This window comes from Arthrobacter sp. NPDC097144 (assembly GCF_044762205.1).
In the GTDB taxonomy this organism is placed as follows: Bacteria; Actinomycetota; Actinomycetes; order Actinomycetales; family Micrococcaceae; genus Arthrobacter_B.
Window position 1 is genome coordinate 429,073 of the sequence record NZ_JBIWDW010000004.1, and the last position, 20,294, is coordinate 449,366.

The 20,294-nt window shown below is 66.8% G+C and carries 16 protein-coding genes, 1 tRNA gene and 1 pseudogene; 13 read left to right on the forward strand and 5 right to left on the reverse strand.

Annotated elements, in window-relative coordinates:
• Positions 1–96 precede the first annotated feature (96 nt).
• The 4 genes from ACIQXM_RS11905 (at position 97) to ACIQXM_RS11920 (ending at position 3,641) form a co-directional block, all read left to right on the forward strand.
• Positions 97–1,221 (forward strand): secretion protein HlyD, encoded by a 1,125-nt coding sequence (locus tag ACIQXM_RS11905; protein WP_400931667.1) that lies wholly within the window; start codon positions 97–99, stop codon positions 1,219–1,221.
• The gene (locus ACIQXM_RS11910) at positions 1,218–1,973 is read left to right on the forward strand and encodes an ABC transporter ATP-binding protein (RefSeq protein ID WP_400931670.1); all 756 of its coding nucleotides are present in this window, start codon (positions 1,218–1,220) and stop codon (positions 1,971–1,973) included. The genes ACIQXM_RS11905 and ACIQXM_RS11910 overlap by 4 nt, the downstream gene beginning before the upstream one ends.
• A complete protein-coding gene (locus ACIQXM_RS11915) occupies positions 1,970–3,163 on the forward strand; it encodes an ABC transporter permease (RefSeq protein WP_400931672.1) in 1,194 nt (397 codons plus the stop codon). The genes ACIQXM_RS11910 and ACIQXM_RS11915 overlap by 4 nt, the downstream gene beginning before the upstream one ends.
• A 214-nt stretch (positions 3,164–3,377) precedes the next feature.
• The gene (locus ACIQXM_RS11920; RefSeq protein WP_400931674.1) at positions 3,378–3,641 is read left to right on the forward strand and encodes a hypothetical protein; all 264 of its coding nucleotides are present in this window, start codon (positions 3,378–3,380) and stop codon (positions 3,639–3,641) included.
• A gap of 90 nt (positions 3,642–3,731) precedes the next feature.
• Here ACIQXM_RS11920 and ACIQXM_RS11925 read toward each other — a convergent pair.
• The 4 genes from ACIQXM_RS11925 to ACIQXM_RS11940 form a co-directional block, all read right to left on the reverse strand.
• Positions 3,732–3,804: transfer RNA gene (locus ACIQXM_RS11925), tRNA-Arg, on the reverse strand.
• An 82-nt stretch (positions 3,805–3,886) separates the two neighbouring features.
• Positions 3,887–5,446, reverse strand: a complete 1,560-nt coding sequence (locus ACIQXM_RS11930) for a ferredoxin--NADP reductase (RefSeq protein WP_400931676.1) — start codon at positions 5,444–5,446, stop codon at positions 3,887–3,889.
• On the reverse strand, positions 5,443–6,309 hold the full coding sequence (locus ACIQXM_RS11935; protein ID WP_400931678.1) for an FAD:protein FMN transferase: 867 nt from the start codon (positions 6,307–6,309) through the stop codon (positions 5,443–5,445). The genes ACIQXM_RS11930 and ACIQXM_RS11935 overlap by 4 nt, the downstream gene beginning before the upstream one ends.
• 11 nt (positions 6,310–6,320) lie before the next feature.
• Entirely contained in the window at positions 6,321–6,794 is a 474-nt protein-coding gene (locus tag ACIQXM_RS11940) for a hypothetical protein (protein ID WP_400931680.1), read from the reverse strand.
• A gap of 168 nt (positions 6,795–6,962) precedes the next feature.
• Between ACIQXM_RS11940 and argS the strand changes: the two genes are divergently transcribed.
• From argS to ACIQXM_RS11985, 9 genes and pseudogenes are all read left to right on the forward strand, one after another.
• Complete coding sequence (gene argS, locus ACIQXM_RS11945; protein WP_400931682.1) at positions 6,963–8,612, forward strand: arginine--tRNA ligase; 1,650 nt, start codon at positions 6,963–6,965, stop codon at positions 8,610–8,612.
• Positions 8,613–8,615: 3 nt separating this feature from the next.
• Positions 8,616–10,076 (forward strand): diaminopimelate decarboxylase, encoded by a 1,461-nt coding sequence (lysA, locus tag ACIQXM_RS11950; protein WP_400931684.1) that lies wholly within the window; start codon positions 8,616–8,618, stop codon positions 10,074–10,076.
• A 9-nt stretch (positions 10,077–10,085) separates the two neighbouring features.
• Positions 10,086–11,384 carry a homoserine dehydrogenase gene (locus ACIQXM_RS11955; RefSeq protein ID WP_400931686.1) on the forward strand — a complete coding sequence of 433 codons (1,299 nt, stop codon included), beginning with the start codon at positions 10,086–10,088 and terminating at the stop codon, positions 11,382–11,384.
• A gap of 4 nt (positions 11,385–11,388) precedes the next feature.
• Positions 11,389–12,504 carry a threonine synthase gene (thrC, locus tag ACIQXM_RS11960; RefSeq protein ID WP_400931688.1) on the forward strand — a complete coding sequence of 372 codons (1,116 nt, stop codon included), beginning with the start codon at positions 11,389–11,391 and terminating at the stop codon, positions 12,502–12,504.
• A gap of 12 nt (positions 12,505–12,516) precedes the next feature.
• The gene (gene thrB / locus ACIQXM_RS11965; protein ID WP_400931690.1) at positions 12,517–13,527 is read left to right on the forward strand and encodes a homoserine kinase; all 1,011 of its coding nucleotides are present in this window, start codon (positions 12,517–12,519) and stop codon (positions 13,525–13,527) included.
• A gap of 375 nt (positions 13,528–13,902) precedes the next feature.
• A complete protein-coding gene (gene rho / locus ACIQXM_RS11970) occupies positions 13,903–16,089 on the forward strand; it encodes a transcription termination factor Rho (RefSeq protein WP_400931692.1) in 2,187 nt (728 codons plus the stop codon).
• Between the two features lie 219 nt (positions 16,090–16,308).
• Positions 16,309–17,388, forward strand: coding sequence for a peptide chain release factor 1 (gene prfA, locus ACIQXM_RS11975; protein WP_400931694.1), 1,080 nt, complete (start codon positions 16,309–16,311; stop codon positions 17,386–17,388).
• 7 nt (positions 17,389–17,395) lie between these two features.
• Complete coding sequence (gene prmC, locus ACIQXM_RS11980) at positions 17,396–18,268, forward strand: peptide chain release factor N(5)-glutamine methyltransferase (protein ID WP_400931696.1); 873 nt, start codon at positions 17,396–17,398, stop codon at positions 18,266–18,268.
• 65 nt (positions 18,269–18,333) lie between these two features.
• A pseudogene (locus ACIQXM_RS11985) lies at positions 18,334–18,993 on the forward strand (L-threonylcarbamoyladenylate synthase); the annotation flags it as partial.
• A gap of 214 nt (positions 18,994–19,207) precedes the next feature.
• Here the strand turns inward: ACIQXM_RS11985 and ACIQXM_RS11990 are convergent.
• Complete coding sequence (locus ACIQXM_RS11990) at positions 19,208–20,278, reverse strand: NAD-dependent epimerase/dehydratase family protein (RefSeq protein ID WP_400931698.1); 1,071 nt, start codon at positions 20,276–20,278, stop codon at positions 19,208–19,210.
• Positions 20,279–20,294 lie beyond the last annotated feature (16 nt).

Below are 20,294 nucleotides of genomic sequence, written 5' to 3' on the forward strand. Positions count from 1 at the left end.
TCGTGTCCTGCCCTGCAGATCCGCTTTGCGCTGGTAGCGTCCCGTTTCAATCGGTGCCGAATGCTGCCCCGGGTGATGACTTCGACGGGGGAACCGATGCTTGTACGCCGCTATGTCTTTCCAACGCTGTGGCTGGTGATTTTTGCCGTGCTGGCTGCGGCTCTTTTCAAGCTTGCCTTCCTGGACGGGATGCAGGCCGACGCCGCCGCCGGCTTTGAACAGCCGACCGCCCGGATCAGTACTCCGCTCGTTCCCGCGGCCGTGGGAACCGTCACCAACCTTGTCTCAGTTCCGGGTTCGGTGGTGAGTGACCCCGCCGTCCCGGTGAAGAGCACGAGTGACGGGACCGTGGACTTCATTTACGTGGAGGCAGGGGAGACCGTCGCCAAGGGGACGCCGCTCTTCCAGGTCAAGACCCTGGTGGAAGCAGAGCCGGAAACCGCCGTCGTCGTTCCTTCGGATGAGCGCGCCGGAGACGACGAACCGGCAGCGCCTCCCGTCCCGGCAGCGCCGGCCTACACCTACACGGATGTGGTCGCGACCTCGGGCGGCACCGTTGCCGAGCTGTCGGTGCTTGTGAAACAGCAGCTGTCAGTGGGCACCGAGGTTGCCTCGATTGATCCCGGCACCTTCTCGGTCTCCGGAACACTCACCTCGGATCAGCAGTTCCGCATCTTCTCCCGGGCCAACACTGCCATGGTGACGGTCAACGGCGGCCCGGCGCCCTTCCCCTGCAGCAACGTCACCATGGGCAAGACACCCGCTGCCCAGACCGGAATTTCGGCCCAGGCCATGGGGCCGGCAGGACCCCCGGCGGCGGACGCCCCGGCTGCCGGCAGCGTGAGCTGCGCCGTTCCAAAGGAAACAGCCGTCTTTTCCGGGCTGGGTGCCACCATCGACATCTCCGCGGGCCAGGCCGAGAACGTGATTACGGTTCCGACGACGGCAGTCCGGGGATCGGTACAGACCGGCATCGTCTGGGTAATGCCCGACGGCGGGGGCAGCCCGGACGCGGCAGCGGAAGGTGACCCCGCCGGGGAACTGCAGTCTGTCGCGGGTGCGGTTGAACGGGAAGTTGCCCTGGGCCTGAACGACGGCCAAACGGTGGAGATCACGTCCGGCCTGGCCGAGGGGGAAATGGTGCTCCAGTTTGTTCCCGGTGCTCCTGCCCCCGCCGATGACGGACTGATGTACGGCATGCCCGGAATGGTGGGCGGATGACCGCCGGTGAGCTCACCGGCGCCGCTGCCATTGACGCCGGTGCCGGCGGGCAGCCGGAACCCCTGGCAGCGCTGTGGCAGGTTACCCGTTCGGTGTCCCTGCCGGATCACGGCACCCTGCAGATCCTGGCGGGCGTGGACCTCGCCGTCTATCCCGGAGAGCATCTGTCCATTGTGGGCCGTTCGGGTTCGGGCAAATCAACGCTCCTGAATATTCTGGGTTTGCTGGACGTCCCCACCTCCGGATCGATGACCTTCGCAGGGGAACCGGTGGACCGGATGACCGAGAAGCGCCGGGCGCAGGCCCGGGGCGCCGCCGTGGGATTCATCTTCCAGCAGTTCAATCTGCTGGCTGAGCGGACGGCCCTGGAAAACGTCATGACCCCGCTGCTCTATGCCCGCGGCCGGCAGTTCTGGCAGCGTGAACGGCTCGCGGCGGCAATGCTGGACCGGGTGGGGCTGGGGGACCGGACCCATGACCGGCCGTCCAAGCTCTCCGGCGGAGAACAGCAGCGGGTCGCCATTGCGCGTGCCCTGGTGCGCTCGCCGCAGCTCATCCTGGCCGATGAGCCAACAGGGGCACTGGACATCGCCACCGGCAGATACGTCATGGACCTGCTCGCCGAGGTGGCTGCCGAATCCGGGGCCGCCCTGGTCACCATCACCCATGATCCCAATGTCGCGGCCCTGGCCGACCGCCATTTCCTGCTGCAGGACGGGCAGCTGGAACCGGGACTGCAGGTGGTGGCATGAGTCTTTCGGGGATAGTGGGAACACTGGTCGAAGCCTGGGCGGAACTGAGGATCCACAAGACCCGGATCCTGCTGGCGCTGATCGGCGTCGCCCTCTCCGTGGCAGCCCTCACCACGGTGGTGGGGCTGGGAAACATGGTGCGCGAATCGATCGCCCAGGGCAGCGAAGCCCAGTCCGGGCGGCCGGCAACGCTCGCAGTGATGATGTACTCTGCCGACGGATCCAACCCGGATCCGGAGCTGGTCACGGCGGCCTACCGGGAGCTGCCCAAACGCTACGCCGTGGAGTATTCCTCCCTGATCTATTCGACGATGGTGCCGTTTCAGCTGCCCGGCGGAGTCACGCAGACCCAGACGATGGTGGTGGACTCCGACTATGAGGTGATGCGCCGCGTGCCCATGGCCGAGGGATCATGGTTTACCGCCGCCGACGCCCAGCGGCTGGCGCCCGCCGTCGTTATCAATGAAGCTTTCTACGCCAGTCTGGGGAGCCCGGACCTGCGTTCCCACCCGGTGCTCCCGATCTCACGGGACGGGGAAATCACCGCGGTGGTGGTGGGCGTCAACCGGGACCGCTACGAGGGGGAGTACCCCCAGGCGATCATGCTCTCCGAAGCCTATGATCGGCTCGGACTGGAAGCCGCAAATCCGAGCCTGGAACTCTGGGTGCCCGAGGAGCTGAGCGAAGCCCTGGCGGCGTCGGTCTCAGCGGACCTGACGGCGCAGTTTCCCGGCATGCAGGTTGACGCGAACCGGAGCGACTACGCCGCGTGGGGAGATCCCTTTGGCGGACTGCAGTGGGCGGTGGCCGGGATCGCCGGGCTGGTGATGCTGCTGGGCGCAGTGGGACTCCTGAACATCTCCATGGTGACGGTGAAGTACCGGGTGCGGGAAATCGGCATCCGCCGCAGTTTCGGGGCGACGTCGGGACGGATCTTCTTTGGCGTCATGCTGGAGTCGGTGGTGGCCACGTTTGTTGCCGGCGTGCTGGGCGTCATGGCCGCGGTGGCTGTGGTGAAGCTGCCGATCGTCCAGCGCACGGTTGCCTCCGGGTTGACGGAGCTGCCGCCGTTTCCGCTGGAAGCTGCACTGATCGGCCTCGGCGCGGCCACTGCGGTGGGCGCGCTGGCCGGGCTGATACCCGCGCTGGTGGCGGTGCGGGTGAAAGTCATCGATGCCATCCGGTACTAAACCGCCGGCCCATCAACCCGTAACGGGAAGAACCAATCCGCATGGGACGAACCGTGAACCCGAACCCTGAACGCGTGGAACTCTCGCTTCCGTTTACCGGAACGTGGAGGGTGGAGAACAGTCCGCGCCGCCGCGTCCCCAGCCATGGCACCCACCTGCTGGCGACCACGTACGCCATAGATTTCACGAAGCACGCCGATCCCAGATTGCCCTGGTGCCCTACATGCTGGGGCAGGGGTCCCGGCTTCGCATCGGACTCGGTGCCATCGCAGGAAATTACGTCCTGCTGGCTGCGCCCGGCGGTACGCCGGTGGTGGGAGTCATGCATGTGCAGGCCATGGACGGAACTGATCCCTGGACCGCACGGGGCCTGCCGCTGGGTTTCCGCCGCTTCCTGGAGAAGCCTGCGAGGGGAACCAGGTTTGTGCTGCGGGAGAATGCCGTCCCGGATGAGGGAGCAACAGTGGCCACTCTTTGAGCCGGGATACGGGCCCGGAGCTTGACCGGAAAACTGGCCGGAACGCAGAAGAACCCCGCAACCAGTGCGGGGTTCTTCTGCGTTCCAAAGTGCCCTCGATAGGATTCGAACCTACGGCCTGTTGCTCCGGAGGCAACCGCTCTATCCCCTGAGCTACGAGGGCAAGGACGCCGGTAAACCGGCAGGTCCTGTGGGACTCAAGAAGCTTAGCAGGTCCGGCGCGCGGTGTGAAAACGCGGCCAAAATCAATAACCCAGGAAGGCATCCGTCTTAACGGCGCGGCCGCCGGCCCCGCGGACCGCGGCGCGTGCTGCGGCTACGGCCGCGGGAGACCCGGAGACATAAGCGGCGCGCTGCGCAATGTCCGGAACCGCCCGGGCCAGCGCCTGCGCATCCGGCAGCCCCGGTCCCAGCCAGGTCCACCCGGTGATCTGCGGATCCTCCGGGGTGCAGACCAGGACCCGGATGCCCATCGAATGCAGTTCGGCGGCGTAGGCCAGCTCATCCACGGAAGAGGCCGCATAAACCAGCACCACGTCGCGTGCCGCCTGCCCGTCCGTCTGGCCGCCTGACCCGTCCAGGTTTCCGGCGGCGGCCAGGGAACGCAGCTGGCTCATGAACGGAGTAACACCCACCCCGGAGGCAAGGAGCAGCAGAGGCACCCCTGGATTGCGGGGAAGCAGGAAATCTCCGGCCACCGAGGTTCCGGTGACCACGGCTCCGGGCTTCAGCTTCAGGAGGGCGGTCTTGAACGAGCTGGACGGATCAGACGCCCGCAGCCCCACGGCCACGGTTTCCGGCTGCTCCGGTGCCGTGGTGAGGCTGAAGATCCTGCGGGTGCCGCGCCCGTCGGGGCTGGCGTGGGGCAGGCTCAGCTCCACATATTGCCCGGGCCGGAACTTCAGCGGACGCTGCGGTTCAAACACCAGCTCCCGCGCCGTCGGCGTCAGGGCCCGGTTTTCCCGCAGCCGCAGCCGGATGCCTGCCCGCGGTGCCAGGACAAAGGCCAGCAGGTTACCCAGAAGCAGGGCCAGTTCCGGGGACATAAAGACCGGACCCAGGTTCAGCGGGACGGCGAACAGGACGCCGACGACGGCGGCCTCCAGCAGCCGCTGCCAGCGCCGCGGCGGCAGGGTCAGCGGCTCGGACAGCATGAAACCGACGAAGAACAGCACCGGATAGGACGCAAACAGGGTGGCCAGCGCCGTTGTCAGCGGTTCCCCGCCGGACAGGAACCGGGCCACGATGATGGCACCCGAGGCCAGCAGGAACACGCCGGCCATGGGCAGCAGGCGGTTGCGGTACAGGATCAGGGCGGCGGCGGGCAGGACGACCACCAGCATCAGCGGTGCCGCCACCCACCACACGGCGCTGTTCAGGCCGGTGACGGCCAGCAGCGCGGCACCGAAGGCGGCGGGATTGAAGATGTGCCGTCCGCGCCACACCAGCAGGTACTTTGACGCCGTGGCCGCCCCGGCCGCGAGCGCGACGGTCAGCAGCTGGGAGCCTTCGGTGGTGGGCCAGAACAGGAAGAAGAGGAGCAATCCGGTGATCAGCGAGGAATCCGTTTGCGGGCGGGTGCGGAACAGCAGTCCCATGACGCGGCTGGCCACCAGTGAGGCGACGACGGCGGTGGCGGCCGTGGCAGCGAGTTCTGCCGGGGTGTAGAACAGCAGCCCGGCAACGGAAAGCACAAAGGACCACGCCGTCAGGGCCAGCAGCAGGAAAACGGTGAGCCGGTACATGGTCCAGCGTCCGGTCAGGGCGTCCAGCCGGGGGGTTGAGGCGGACAGGGAAACGCTCATGAAAACAGGACTCCAGCCATTGAAGGTGAGAAGGCGGCCCGCCCGTCCGAGAACATCCGCACATAGTCAAAGGCGAAGTTCTCGGCGAGGGTGCCGGGGTCGGTGAAAAACAGGGCGGTGGCCAGGCCGTCGGCGGTCATCGCGTCATCAGCCAGCACCCAGGTGGCCGCCACCGAATCCACGGAGCGGCCGGTCAGAGCGTTCACAATATGGTGCAGCCCGTCACCCCACTGACGGCGGTTTGCAGCGGAAGCACACAGGGCCCGGCCCTGCAGGGGAACGACGCCGATGGCCCGGGCGGGGTCATACGGATGCTCCAGCGCTATCCGCAGGGGACCGGATCCGGCATGGCGCAGGTCGGATCCCGCATCCACGGTGAGCTCCCGGTGCCCGGCACGGCGCAGCAGCGCAAAGACCAGGTCAACCAGCTGCCCCTTGCCCGCGGCACCTATATCAAGGGTCACCGGCACCGAAGTGCTCAGCACGGTCCGGTCCCCGAGGGCCTGCCAGGATGCGGCAGCCGGCCAGTCCGGTGCAGGGGACGGCCCGGCGGAAGAAAACGAGTACGCCGCGTCGTAGCCGAGGCGCTCCAGCGAGTGGCCCACCAGAGGGTTCACCGCTCCGCCGCTGAGCCGGTGGAGCGTGTCAAAGAGGCTGAACAGCGCAGCTGCGGAGCGGGGCAGGTTCACGGTGCCGGGCGCCGCCGCCAGCGGGAAAATGACGGAGTCCTGCCGGAAACGCGAGTAGGTGCCGTCGTAGGCGGCCACCAGTTCCAGTACGGCCGTCCGCAGCTGATCCGTCAGCGGCTCAGCAGTGCTGACGGTCCACGCCGTGCCGATGGCTTCGAACGCGAAATCCGGCATGGCGGGGCCGGTCAGCTCGCGGCTTCGGTGCGGATGGAGTCAAGGGCCTTGTTGAAGCCGGAGCTGGTCAACGAGGAGCCGGCAACCTTGTGGACGTCCAGCTCATTCAGTGGCTTGCCCACTACCTGCTCCTGGATGCCGGAGGTGAATTCACGCTGGTACTGCTTGGAGGTGGGGTTGTTGCCGGACGTGGTGACCGAAAGCTCCGTGACGACGCCGTCTTTCAGGCTCAGGGTCACGTCGACTTCCTCCGTCTTGTTGGACGGGGGAATGTAACTGCCCTGCGCGGAGTACTCTCCGTCGGCGTAGCTGCCGGCAGGTGCGGCTGCAGCAGCAGTCGCGGGAGCGGCGGACTCCGCGGCGGGGGAATCGGCGGAGGAATCACCGTTGGCGGGGGCGCCGTCGCCGGCTGTTCCGGCGCAGGCGGTGGAGGCCAGGGTGAGGGAAGCGGCGGTGAACAGCAGGGCTTTGCGTGAGGGGGTCATATCTCTCCTGGGGTGGGGTCCCTATCCATTACAACGTATCCGGTTGTGCTTCGCCTGTGCACAGGGTGTTGACTTGCGCACCCCGCGGTCCCGGGGCTGCGGGGAGACGGTCCGCGGGCCGCGTCACAGTTCGCGGAACGCCTCCTGCCCGGACGCTATGCTTAACCGGTGACTCCTGAAGAACTTTCCTCCGCCGTAACTGCCTGCCTCCAAGACGCCATCGATGCCGGTGACTTCAGCATCGACGTGCCCCGGGAGGTGCGCGTGGAGCGGCCGAAGAACCGTGACCACGGCGACTGGGCCACCAACATTGCGCTGCAGCTCTCCAAGCAGGCCGGCATGAACCCGCGGCAGTTTGCGGAGATCCTCAAGGGCCGCCTGGAAAAGATCGACGGCGTCGCCAAGGTCGACATCGCCGGCCCCGGGTTCCTGAACATCACGCTCGACGCCGGTGCCGCCGGCGAGCTGGTCAAGACGATCGTTGACGCCGGTCCTGCGTACGGCACCTCCGAAATCCTCAAGGGCACCCGGATCAACCTCGAGTTTGTCTCCGCCAACCCCACCGGCCCGATCCACCTCGGCGGAACCCGCTGGGCCGCCGTCGGCGACGCCCTGGCCCGCGTCTTCCAATCGCAGGGCGCCGATGTCACCCGCGAGTACTACTTCAACGACCACGGAGCGCAGATTGACCGCTTCGCGCGGTCCCTGCTCGCCTCGGCCAAGGGCGAAGCCGCTCCCGAGGACGGCTACGCCGGAGCCTACATCGAGGACATCGCCAACCGCGTGCTGGCAGCCGAGCCGAATATCACCGAGCTGCCCGACGCCGAGGCCCAGGAACGTTTCCGTGCCGTCGGCGTGGACCTGATGTTCGGTGACATCAAGGAATCGCTGCACAACTTCGGCGTGGACTTCGACGTCTTCTTCCACGAAGACTCGCTCCACGAGAACGGCCAGGTTGACAAGCTCCTGGAACAGCTCAAGGAATCCGGCAACCTGTATGAGAAGGACGGCGCCTGGTGGCTGAACTCCAGCGAGTTCGGTGATGACAAGGACCGCGTCGTCATCAAGTCCGACGGCAACGCCGCGTACATTGCCGGTGACATCGCGTACATCCAGAACAAGCGCGACCGCGGTTTCGACCTGAACTTCTACATGCTCGGTGCCGACCACCACGGCTACGTGGCCCGGCTGAAGGCCGCCGCCGCCGCCCTGGGACACGACCCGGAGTGCGTTGAGGTGCTGATCGGCCAGATGGTGAACCTGGTCAAGGGCGGCAAGCCCGTGCGCATGTCCAAGCGCAACGGCACCGTGGTCACCCTCGAAGACCTGGTGGAAGCCGTGGGCGTGGACGCCGCCCGCTACACGCTGGCCCGCTTCTCCGCCGACTCCAACATTGATATTGACCTGGACCTGCTGACCAAGCGCAGCAACGAGAACCCGGTGTTCTACGTCCAGTACGCGCACGCCCGCACCTACGCCCTGGCCCGCAACGCCGAGGCCGCCGGCGTGGACGATTCAGCGTTCGACGCTTCCCTTCTGACCCACCCCACCGAAGGTGAACTGCTGGCCGCGCTGGGACAGTATCCCGGCGTCGTCGCGCAGGCCAGCGCCTTCCGCGAACCGCACCGCGTGGCCCGCCACCTGGAGGTCATCGCCGGAACGTACCACCGCTGGTACGACGCATGCCGCATTGCTCCGCAGGGCGATGAGGAGGTCACCGACGTGAACCGCACCCGTCTGTGGCTGAACCTTGCCGCCCGCCAGGTCCTGGCCAACGGCCTGGGCCTGCTGGGAGTCTCCGCTCCGGAACGGATGTAATTCATGACTGTTTCCCCGCTCGCCCCCGAATGGCTCAGCCACCCGGCGGACGCCAATGCACTGCGCCCGCAGATGTGGGCCCGCGATGTGACCCGGAACAGCAACGGCGAACTCGAAGTGGCCGGCGTGTCAGCTTCAGCGCTGGCCCGCGAATTCGGCACCCCGCTGTTCGTGATGTCCGAAGCAGACTTCCGGGCGCGCGCCCGGGAGTTCAAGGACTCCTTCGATGCAGCCTTCGCAGATCTGTGCGGGGGAGTGGACGTCTACTATGCAGGCAAAGCCTTCCTGTGCACCGCGGTGGCCCGCTGGGTCCGTGAAGAAGGCCTGCGCCTGGACACCTGCTCCGGCGGGGAACTGGCCGTGGCCCGCCGCGCCGGCATTCCGGGTCCTGAGCTGGGCCTGCACGGAAACAACAAATCCGACGCGGAACTGATCCGGGCCCTGGACATGGGCCTGGGCCGGATCGTCGTGGATTCCATGGCGGAACTGCACCGCTTGGACGCCCTTGCGGCCTCCCGCGGGGAGCAGGCTCCCGTCATGCTGCGCCTGACCCCCGGCGTGCATGCGCACACGCACGACTTCATTGCCACCGCGCACGAGGACCAGAAGTTCGGTCTCTCCATGGCACCGGATCCGGCCGCGGGCGGGGAGTCGCCCGCAGCCGCCGCCGTGGCAGCCGCACTGGAAGCCAAGGGCGTCCGCCTGCTGGGCCTGCACTGCCACATCGGCTCGCAGATCTTTGAACCGGAAGGCTTTGAACTGGCCGCCAAGCGCCTGCTGGGCTTCCTGGCGGAAATCAAGGCCGTCCACGGCGTGGAACTGCCGGAGCTGGACCTCGGCGGCGGCTACGGCATCGCGTACACCGAAGCTGACACCCCGCGCCCTCCGGCGGAAATCGCGCAGGCGATGGCCGCCGTCGTCGGCTCCACCTGTGCGGAGCTGGGACTGGCCGTGCCGCGGATCTCGATTGAGCCCGGCCGCGCCATTGTTGGTCCCACCACTTTCACGCTGTACCGTGCCGGCACCGTCAAGACGGTCCGCGTGGATACGGCCGACGGCGGCACCGCCGAACGCCGCTACGTCTCAGTGGACGGCGGGATGAGCGACAACGCCCGCCCCGTGCTCTACGACGCCGATTACTCGGCCGTGCTCGCCTCGCGTGCATCCGAAGATGACGCCGTTATGTCACGCGTGGTTGGCAAACACTGCGAGAGCGGGGACATAGTGGTCCGGGACGTCTATCTTCCGGCCGACACCGGCGACGGCGACTTGTTGGCGGTTCCGGGAACGGGTGCGTACTGCTGGGCACTGTCCAGCAACTACAACTACATTGCCCGTCCGCCCGTGGTTGCCGTGCTGGATGGCACTGCGCGGCTGATCATCCGCGGAGAGACTGAAGATGACCTCTTGGCCCGGGACGTTGACGCCGCAGGCGCACGTTCGCCCGAATTGCTGAAGGAGTAGGCACGCACCATGAAGACCCTCAAAGTTGCCCTGTTGGGCTGCGGAAACGTTGGCTCCCAGGTTGCCCGGATCCTCATTGACGACGCCGAAGACCTGGCTTCGCGCACCGGTGCCCGGCTGGAACTGACCGGCATTGCCGTCCGCAACCCGGACGCTCCGCGGGACGCGGATCTGCCGCGGAACCTCTTCACCACTGATGCCGAGAAGCTGGTGGAGGACGCAGACATCGTCATTGAGCTGATGGGCGGCATGGAGCCGGCCCGCACGCTGATGCTGCACGCGATTGGCCACGGCGCCTCCGTGGTCACCGGCAACAAGGCACTGCTGGCCGCCGACGGCGCCGCGCTTTTCGAGAAGGCGGACGCCGCGGGCGTGCGGCTGGCCTATGAAGCGGCCGTCGCAGGTGCCATTCCCATCCTGCGCCCCATCCGGGACAGCCTTTCCGGTGACCGGATCACCAAGGTCATGGGCATCGTCAACGGCACCACCAACTACATCCTGGACGCCATGGACAGCACCGGCGCCCAGTTCGCCGACGCCCTGGCTGAAGCCCAGCGCCTCGGATACGCCGAAGCCGACCCCACCGCCGACGTCGAGGGCCATGACGCTGCGTCCAAGGGTGCCATCCTCGCTTCGCTGGCCTTCCACACCGACTTTGACCTGGCGAACGTGTCCTGCGAGGGCATCTCCTCCGTCACGGCTGATGACATTGCCGCGGCGAAGGACGCCGGGTTCGTCATCAAGCTGCTGGCCATCGCCGAAAAACTGGACAACGACGGCGACCCCGGCGTCAGTGTCCGCGTGCACCCCACGCTGCTGCCGCGCACCCACGCGCTGGCCGCGGTGCGCGGTGCCTTCAACGCGGTGTTCGTGGAAGCCGAAAATGCCGGTGAGCTGATGTTCTACGGCCAGGGCGCCGGCGGCGCCCCCACCGCGTCGGCCGTCATGGGCGACGTCGTGTCCACCGCCCGCCGGCTGGTCCTGGGCGGCCCGCTGGGCGCGGAGACGCCCACCGGATCCGTACCGGCCCTGCCGTTCAGCAAGGTCACCACCAGCTACAGCATCGGCCTGCAGGTCACCGACCAGCCCGGTGTCCTGGCTGCAGTGGCACAGGTCTTCGCCGAACACGGTGTCTCCATCGAAACCATGCGCCAGACCATCCATGCCGACGGCACTGCATCATCCGCCGAGCTGCGTTTCGTCACGCACCGGGCATCCGAGGCTGCGCTGGCAGCCACCGTCGAGGCCATCAAGGGCCTGGACATCATCAAATCAGTCACATCCGTCCTGCGGGTAGAAGGGGTCTAATACCGTGGCTCATCAATGGCGCGGCGTCATCCGCGAATACGCCGATCGTCTTCCCGTAACCGAGAACACCGAGATCATCTCCCTCGGCGAGGGCGGCACTCCGCTCGTCAAGGCCAAGGCGCTTTCCGAGCTGACCGGCAATGAGGTCTACCTCAAGGTCGAAGGCATGAACCCCACCGGATCCTTCAAGGACCGCGGCATGACGATGGCCATGACGGCGGCCGTCGAGTCCGGCGCCAAGGCCGTGGTGTGCGCTTCCACCGGCAATACCTCCGCCTCGGCTGCCGCTTACGCCACGCAGGCCGGCATCACCTGTGCCGTGCTGGTTCCGGACGGCAAGATCTCCATGGGCAAGCTCAGCCAGGCCATCGCCCACGGCGCCGAACTGCTCCAGGTCAACGGCAACTTTGACAACTGCCTGGATGTGGCCCGCAAACTGGCCGAGGCCTACCCGGTGTTCCTGGTGAACTCCGTGAACCCGGCCCGCATTGAAGGCCAGAAGACCGCTGCCTTCGAGGTGGTGGACGCCCTGGGCGACGCTCCGGACTTCCACCTGCTGCCCGTGGGCAACGCCGGAAACATCACCGCGTACTGGAAGGGCTACACCGAGTACGCCGCCCCCTACACGAACCTTGCCGGAGACGAACTGGCTCCCGTGGCCACCAAGACTCCCGCGATGTGGGGCTTCCAGGCCGAAGGCGCTTCGCCGCTGGTGAAGGGCCATCCGGTCACGGATCCGGACACCATTGCCACCGCCATCCGCATCGGCAACCCGGCGTCCTGGGAGCAGGCCATTGCTGCCCGCGATGAGTCCGGCGGACTGATCGAAGCCGTCACGGACGCTGAAATTCTCGAGGCGCACCGCTGGCTCTCTTCCCGCGAGGGCGTGTTCGTGGAACCGGCCTCCGCCGCAGGTGTGGCCGGGCTGCTCAAGAAGCACGCCGCCGGGGAAGCCCCCGCCGGCAAGAAGATCGTCATCACCGTCACCGGACACGGGCTCAAGGATCCGCAGTGGGCCCTGCGCACCGCTGACGGTTCCGATGTTGAACCCACCAAGGTGGAGTTCGACGTCGTCTCCGTTGCCGCTGCGCTGGGACTGGAAGCCCAGGCCGCGGGTTAAGCGGACATGCACGTGAGCGATTCCGCAGCACTTCCCCGCACTGAGGCCGGGACAGCGTCCCGGGCCGGCACCGCAACCCCTGCCGTGGCCGCCGGCCAGGACGTAACGGTCCGGGTGCCGGCCACCAGCGCCAACCTGGGCCCGGGCTTTGACAGCCTGGGCCTGGCGGTGGGCCTGTATGACACCGTGCGGGTCCGGACCTCGGCGGAGCCGGGCACCCTGGTGAGCATCAGCGGGGAAGGCGCGGCAACGCTGCCCACCGATGACACCCACTTGGTGGTCCGGACCATCCGGGAAACCGTGGAGTCCGCAGGGTTTCGCCTGCAGGGCCTGCAGCTGGAAGCGGAAAACGTCATTCCGCACGGCCGCGGCCTGGGCTCTTCGGCTTCTGCCATCGTGTCCGGTGTGTTGGCGGGCAACGCACTCCTGCCGGCCGGGCTCCGGCTGAACGCCGCCGCCCTGCTGGACCTGTGCTCCCGGCTGGAAGGCCACCCGGACAACGTGGCACCCGCGCTGGCCGGAGGGCTGGCGGTCTCCTGGGAAGAAGAGGGCAAATTCCGGTCCGTAACTGCACCCGTTCACGCGGACATCATCCCGGTGGCGGCAGTGCCGGCCACTGAACTGTCCACGGAGAGCGCCCGCGGCCTGCTTCCTGCGCAGGTTCCGCATGCGGACGCTGCTGCGAACTCAGGGCGGGCCGCCCTGCTCATCCATGCCCTGTCCTCGGAGCCCGCGCTTTTGCCGGCGGGAACCGTGGACTTCCTGCATCAGGATTACCGTGCAGCGGCCATGGCACCCAGTGCTGCCCTGATGAAGCACCTGCGCGCCAACGGGATTGCTGCAGTCATCTCGGGCGCCGGGCCCACCGTCATGGCCCTGGCCCACGGTGCCGCCTCTGCGCAGCGTGCCCAGACGTTGATTGCCGAGCATCTTGAGGCCGCTGAAAGCAGCGAATTCTGGCGTGTTTTACGGCTGAGTGTGGACCGAGATGGTGCTAGAGTGGAAGAGCACCAGCGGTACTAACCGTCTTTTGTGCACCCGCATCCAGGCCGTACGCTTCTGGGCCGGCCTGAAATTTTGTTGAAAACCCGTTGTCAAGGGCATAGTGTCCAAACACGGTGTTGAAAACTGTTTCAACTGCGGGAGCTCAAATTCTCGGTGCAGCCTTCCGGGTACTGCCAAGAAAAGGTCAGTTCCCTTGAATGCCGCAAGTTCGGCAGCGAAGCTGACCAAACTCCTGTGGATTTCTTTCCAAGAGGCACCCAAGCAGATTCGCCGTTGCCCGGCACATGCCGGACCGGCGAACCCTGACCCCCATGTCTGACCATAGGGGAACCAGGGCCAATCATCCGCGGCCGGCATTGCGCCGGACCGCCCGACGAGGGGGAAGGATCCTTCGTGACAGACACCACTGACCTGACAACAGGTGTGGACTCAGCTACCGCCGGAAACAACGGCGAAGCGACTTCAAAAAGCTCCGGACTGGCCGGCCTTAAGCTCGCTCAGCTGCAGGCGCTGGCCGGACAGCTTGGCATCACCGGCGGTTCACGCATGCGTAAGGGCGACCTCGTGACCGCCATCTCCAACCACCAGCGCGGCGGTGCAGTAGCCGACCGCCCGGTGCGCGGCGCCAAGACCGAAGCCCCCCAGGCTGACGTCGCCAAGGCCGCTCCGGCCGCGGCCGAAGCACCCGCCGCCGAGCAGTCCGCCCCCGAGCGTCCTGCCCGTACCCGCAACCGCAACCGCCGCGCTGCCAGTGACGGCGTTGTCACTGCACCCGCCGCAGAAGCGCCTGCGCAGAGCGAACCGGCCCAGGCCGAGGCTCCGCGTGAAGAGACCCAGCGCGAGGAAAGCCGCCGCGAGGAGCAGCCGCAGCGCGAGCGCAGCAACCGCCGTTCACGCAGCCGCCGCGCTGACAGCGACGGCACCTCGGACAACAGCCGAACGGACTCCAAGCCGGAGACGCAGGCCCCCGAGGCAGTACCGGCCGCCTCTTCCGAGAACGGAACGGGCGCTTCGGCAAACGGTTCCGCATCCGAGGACCGCAATCGCGAGAACAACCGGGACAACTCCCGTGAGAACAACCGCGACAACGCCCGTGAAAACCGGCGTGAGAACAACCGCGGAGACCGCGACAACAACCGTGCCGAGCGCGAGAACAACCGTGCCGAGCGCGAGAACAACCGCGGTGACCGTGACAACAACCGTGCGGACCGTGACAACAGCCGCAGCGACCGCGATAACAACCGCAGCGACAGCCGTGACGACAATGACGAGAACGGGCGCGGACGCAACCGCCGTAACCGCAACCGCAATGACCGCAACGACCGCGGCGACCGCAATGACCGCAACGATCGTTTCCGGGACCGCAACGAGCGCCGCCGCAACCGGAACCAGAACCCGGATGTGGACGACGTCGAGGTCACCGAAGATGACGTCCTGCTACCCGTAGCCGGCATCCTGGACGTCCTCGAAAACTACGCCTTCGTCCGGACCTCCGGTTACCTGCCGGGCCCGAACGACGTGTATGTTTCCCTGGCCCAGGTCAAGAAGTACAACCTGCGCAAGGGCGACGCCGTCGTCGGCGCCATCCGCGCACCGCGTGAAGGTGAAAACCAGGGCGGCAACCAGCGCCAGAAGTTCAATGCCCTGGTCCGCCTGACCTCCGTCAACGGCAAGCCTGCCGAGGACAACAAGGACCGCGTGGAGTTCTCCAAGCTGGTGCCGCTGTACCCCTCCGAGCGCCTGCGCCTGGAAACCTCCGCCAAGGTGATCGGCCCGCGTGTCATTGACCTCGTGGCTCCGATCGGCAAGGGCCAGCGCGGCCTGATCGTCTCCCCGCCCAAGGCCGGTAAGACCCTCATCCTGCAGGCCATCGCCAACGCCATCACGATCAACAATCCTGAGGTCCACCTCATGATGGTCCTGGTGGACGAGCGCCCTGAAGAAGTCACGGACATGCAGCGCACGGTGAAGGGCGAGGTCATTGCCTCCACCTTCGACCGTCCCGCCGATGACCACACCACGGTTGCCGAACTCGCCATCGAGCGGGCCAAGCGCCTCGTGGAAATGGGGAACGACGTCGTCGTCCTCCTGGACTCCATGACCCGCCTGGGCCGTGCCTACAACCTGGCCGCTCCGGCGTCGGGCCGTATCCTTTCCGGTGGTGTGGATTCGTCCGCGCTGTACCCGCCCAAGCGTTTCTTCGGTGCTGCCCGCAACATCGAAAACGGCGGTTCGCTGACCATCCTGGCCACGGCCCTGGTGGAAACCGGATCCAAGATGGACGAGGTCATCTTCGAGGAATTCAAGGGCACCGGGAACATGGAACTGCGCCTGTCCCGCAACCTCGCGGACAAGCGCATCTTCCCGGCCGTGGACGTCAACGCGTCCGGTACCCGCCGCGAAGAGAACCTGCTCTCGCCTGATGAAGTCAAGATCATGTGGAAGCTCCGCCGCGTCCTGTCCGGCCTGGACACGCAGCAGGCGCTTGAACTGCTCACCGGAAAGATCCGGGAGACGCAGTCCAACGTTGAGTTCCTGATGCAGGTCCAGCAGACCACCTTGGGCACCAAGGACAACTAGCTGCCTTACCAAGCCGCTCATACTCCGGCCTCCGCGTTTTGCGGAAGTGCCGGAGTCTGGGCGGCTTGGCAGTTAACGCGCAGGTCCCGACGCGGCGCACGCCCGGAAGCTGTGCACGGATAAACTGCTGAAGGCAGTTGGAAAACTATCCGTCGTGAAATTGTCACGGATCCGTCCCGGTTTGGGACCGGATCCACCGTCGAAAGAGGAACGTAAAACATGTTTGAGTCCATACAGGGTCTGTTGGATGAGCACGCAGAGCTGCAGCTGCGGCTTTCCGATCCCGCAGTGCATGCGGACCAGGGCCTGGCCCGGCGGCTTGGGCGGCGCTACGCCGAACTCAGCCGCATTGTGGACGCCTACAACAAGTGGCACGCCCTCGAAGATGACCTTGCGGCCGCTTCGGAGATGGCAGCCGAGGACCCCGAATTTGCCGCCGAGGTTCCGGTCCTGAAGGAACAGCTGGATGACGCCCAGGAGACCCTGCGCCGCCTGCTGATTCCCCGGGACCCCAATGACGGCCGCGACGTCATCATCGAGGTCAAGGGCGGTGAAGGCGGCGATGAAGCAGCCCTGTTTGCCGGTGATCTGCTGCGCATGTACACGCGCTACGCAGAGCACCGCGGCTGGCGCACCGAGATTATCTCGGCCACTGAGTCAGACCTGGGCGGTTACAAGGACGTCTCCATGGCCATCAAGGGCAACTCGAATGACCCTGCAGAGGGCGTCTACGCACGCCTGAAGTACGAGGGCGGCGTGCACCGTGTGCAGCGCGTCCCCGTCACGGAGTCCCAGGGACGCATCCACACCTCCGCTGCCGGCGTGCTGGTGCTGCCGGAAGTGGACGAGCCCGAAGAAGTCGAGATCAGCCAGAACGATCTCAAGATTGACGTCTACCGGTCCTCCGGTCCCGGCGGCCAGTCAGTGAACACCACCGACTCCGCCGTCCGCATTACCCACCTGCCCACGGGCATCGTGGTGGCCATGCAGAACGAGAAGTCCCAGCTGCAGAACCGTGAAGCCGCCATGCGCGTGCTGCGCTCCCGCATCCTGGCGCATGAGCAGGAGAAGATCGACGCGGCGAACTCGGACATCCGCAAGTCCCAGATCCGCACCATGGACCGCTCCGAGCGCATCCGCACTTACAACTACCCGGAAAACCGGATCGTGGACCACCGCACCGGCTACAAGGCCTACAACCTGGACACCGTGCTGAACGGCGAACTGGAGGCAGTGGTGCAGGCAGCCATCGAAATGGATGAGCAGGCCCGCCTCGACGCCATTGGTGACGAGAACTAACCTGCCGATGGAATCCACCACCCTGGCAGCGGCCCTGCGCGAGGCCGCTGCCACCCTGGCCGCGGCCGGGGTGCCCAGCCCGGCCGTCGACGCCGAGCTGCTGGCCGCCCATCTGCTGGGGGAGTCACGCGGCCGGGTCAAGGCACTGGCATTCACCGACGCTCCGGTACCTGAGGGGTACGCCGAGCTTGTGGCAGAGCGCGCCGCCCGCGTCCCGCTGCAGCACCTGACCGGCACCGCATCCTTCCGCTACCTTGAGTTGAAGGTCGGGCCGGGCGTATTCGTTCCGCGGCCCGAGACCGAGACGGTGGCCCAGCTGGCCATCGACCGGATGCGCACCGTCCTCGACGCCGGGAAATCGCCGGTCCGGGCCGTGGACCTTGGCACCGGCTCCGGCGCGATCGCTGCGGCGCTGGCCTCCGAGGTTCCGGAAGCTGAGGTGTCCGCCGTCGAACTGAGCCCGCTGGCTCTGGCCTGGGCACGCCGCAACCTGGACCCGCTGGGAGTCCGCCTCCTGCATGCAGACCTGCGGACGGCCCTGGCGGATGAAGACGGAACATTTGACGTGGTGGTGTCCAACCCGCCCTATGTTCCCGCTGATGCCGTGCCCAATGAACCTGAAGCCGCCGAGCATGACCCGGCCATGGCATTGTACGGGGGAGGACAGGACGGGCTGGAACTGCCGCTGGCAGCTGCCCGCACTGCCGCCCGGCTGCTGCAGCCGGAGGGCTACTTTGTCATGGAACACGCGGAGGTCCAGGCCGAACGGATCGCTGCACTGCTCTCTGCGGAGCCCTGCTGGCGGGACGTTGCTTCGCATACTGACCTCAACGGCCGCCCGAGGGCCACCTCCGCGGTGCGGACGTCGTCGGCGGCCTGAGGCACCCTTCCACCCCACATTTGAAGTTACTTGAACCATCCGAAACGAAGGAATGAAAGACGCCCGTGACTACCACTTACGACTGCACTGATCCTCAGAGCCGAAGCGAGGGCCTGGCCAAAGCGCAGCAGGCCGTTGCCGCCAAGCAGTGCGTGGTCCTGCCCACCGACACCGTCTACGGGATTGGCGCCGACGCCTTTTCTCCGCAGGCCGTGGCAACGCTGCTCGCCGCGAAGGGCCGGGGCCGGTCCATGCCGCCGCCCGTGCTGATTCCCCGGATGCAGACCATGGACGGACTGGCGGTGGATGTCTCCGCGGATGCCCGCGCCCTGGCCGAGGCCTTCTGGCCCGGCGGCCTGACCCTGATCTTCCAGTCGCAGCCGTCCCTCACCTGGGACTTGGGCGATACCCTGGGCACCGTGGCACTGCGCATGCCGGATGACAGCACAGCGCTGGAGCTGCTGGCCCTGACCGGGCCCATGGCCGTCTCCTCGGCCAACCGCACCGGAAACCCCGCCGCGCAGACCGCCGAGGAAGCCCGCGAACAGCTGGGCGAGTCAGTGGAGGTCTACCTGGAAGCCGGCCACCGGCCTGAACACGGCGAATCCGGAGTGCCCTCGACCATCGTGGACGCCACCTCCGAGACTCTTCGCATGGTCCGCCTCGGCGCGATCAGCCTGGAGCGCCTGCAGGAAGTGGTGCCCGGAGTGCAGGGTCCCGCGGAGGACGAGGCCTAGCTGCCGGCACCCTGAGAAGTGCCGATCTCGGGGGGAGGGCAATACCCTCCGCCCGAGTGACGACGTCGTGCTGCTTACTCCAACCGAGTGTCGCGTTCCTGCGGTTTTCCGGCGGCTATTGCGGCATCGCCGCGTCACTCGATCTGCGGAAACGGCATCGCCGCGTCACTCGGGAGTGCAGACACGCCCGACGCGTCAGGGCTTAGCGGGCAGCAGTCTCCCGGCCGTGCACAGAGCGAAGAACCTCCTGCACCCGGGGTTTGGGCACGTTGCCCGTCTTTTCGGCCCAGCCCGGAACCTGGCGCTGCCCAAACCACATCATCTCCAGGCGGCGCAGCGGGCCGTGCAGCCGTTCTCCCGCGAGGGAGGACAGTTTGTAGCCGCTCCACAGCGCGCTCCGGCACAGCCAGGCCGGCAGCCGCCGCGGCGTCCGGCCGCCGGCGGCTTCCAGCACTGAGGCCACCGTCGACTGTTCCCAGGGCTGGAGCACGACGGCGGGAACGGTCCCGGAATGCTGCCCCACTGTGAGGACATACTGCACCAGGGAGTCCACCGAGCTGACCGGTGACGGAGCTGAACCGCTCCCCGCGACGGTGGCAAGGGGAGAAGAAGCCAGCCGTACAAGCTTTGCCGTGGTGGGGCGGCGCGGGCCCTGGACTGAGGTGGCGCGGATGGTCACCGTATTGCAGGATCCGGTGCGCCGCGAAGCCAGGGCCCGTTCGCCCAGGGCTTTGGACCGGGAATAGGCGGAGAAGGGCTGCACATAGCTGGTTTCGTCCAGGAAGGGCCGGTGCCCCTGGACGGCTGCGCTGCTGAGATGGATGAAGCGGCGGACACCTGCTTGGTCGGCGGCGTCGGCAATCACCGCCGGAAGCAGCGAATTGGCACCGCGCAGCGCGGGGGAGTCGGCTCCTCCCGGAGTAGCCAGTCCGGCGGCGTTGACCACTACCTCGGCGCCGGCGAAGGCCGTTGCCAGGCTTGCCTGCACATCCTGCAGGTCAGCGGCCTCATCCAGCAGGCCCGCTGTGTCAGCGGCAACGGATTCCAGCCGGGGAGCCGGGACGTTCCGGACCGTGATTCCGGCTTTCCTCAGCTCTGCACACACAGCGCTGCCAATGAAACCGGAGGAGCCGAGGACAACCCACAGCGGCTGCCGGCGGTTCGGGGACTGCGCGGGGCGGTCAAACTGCTCAGGCTGGCCGGGGCGTTCCCGCCGGTCGGACTCGTGGGACTGCTGGGCTTCGGATTCCTGCGGGGAAGGGTGCTGCGTCAAACCTGGTGCTTTCCGA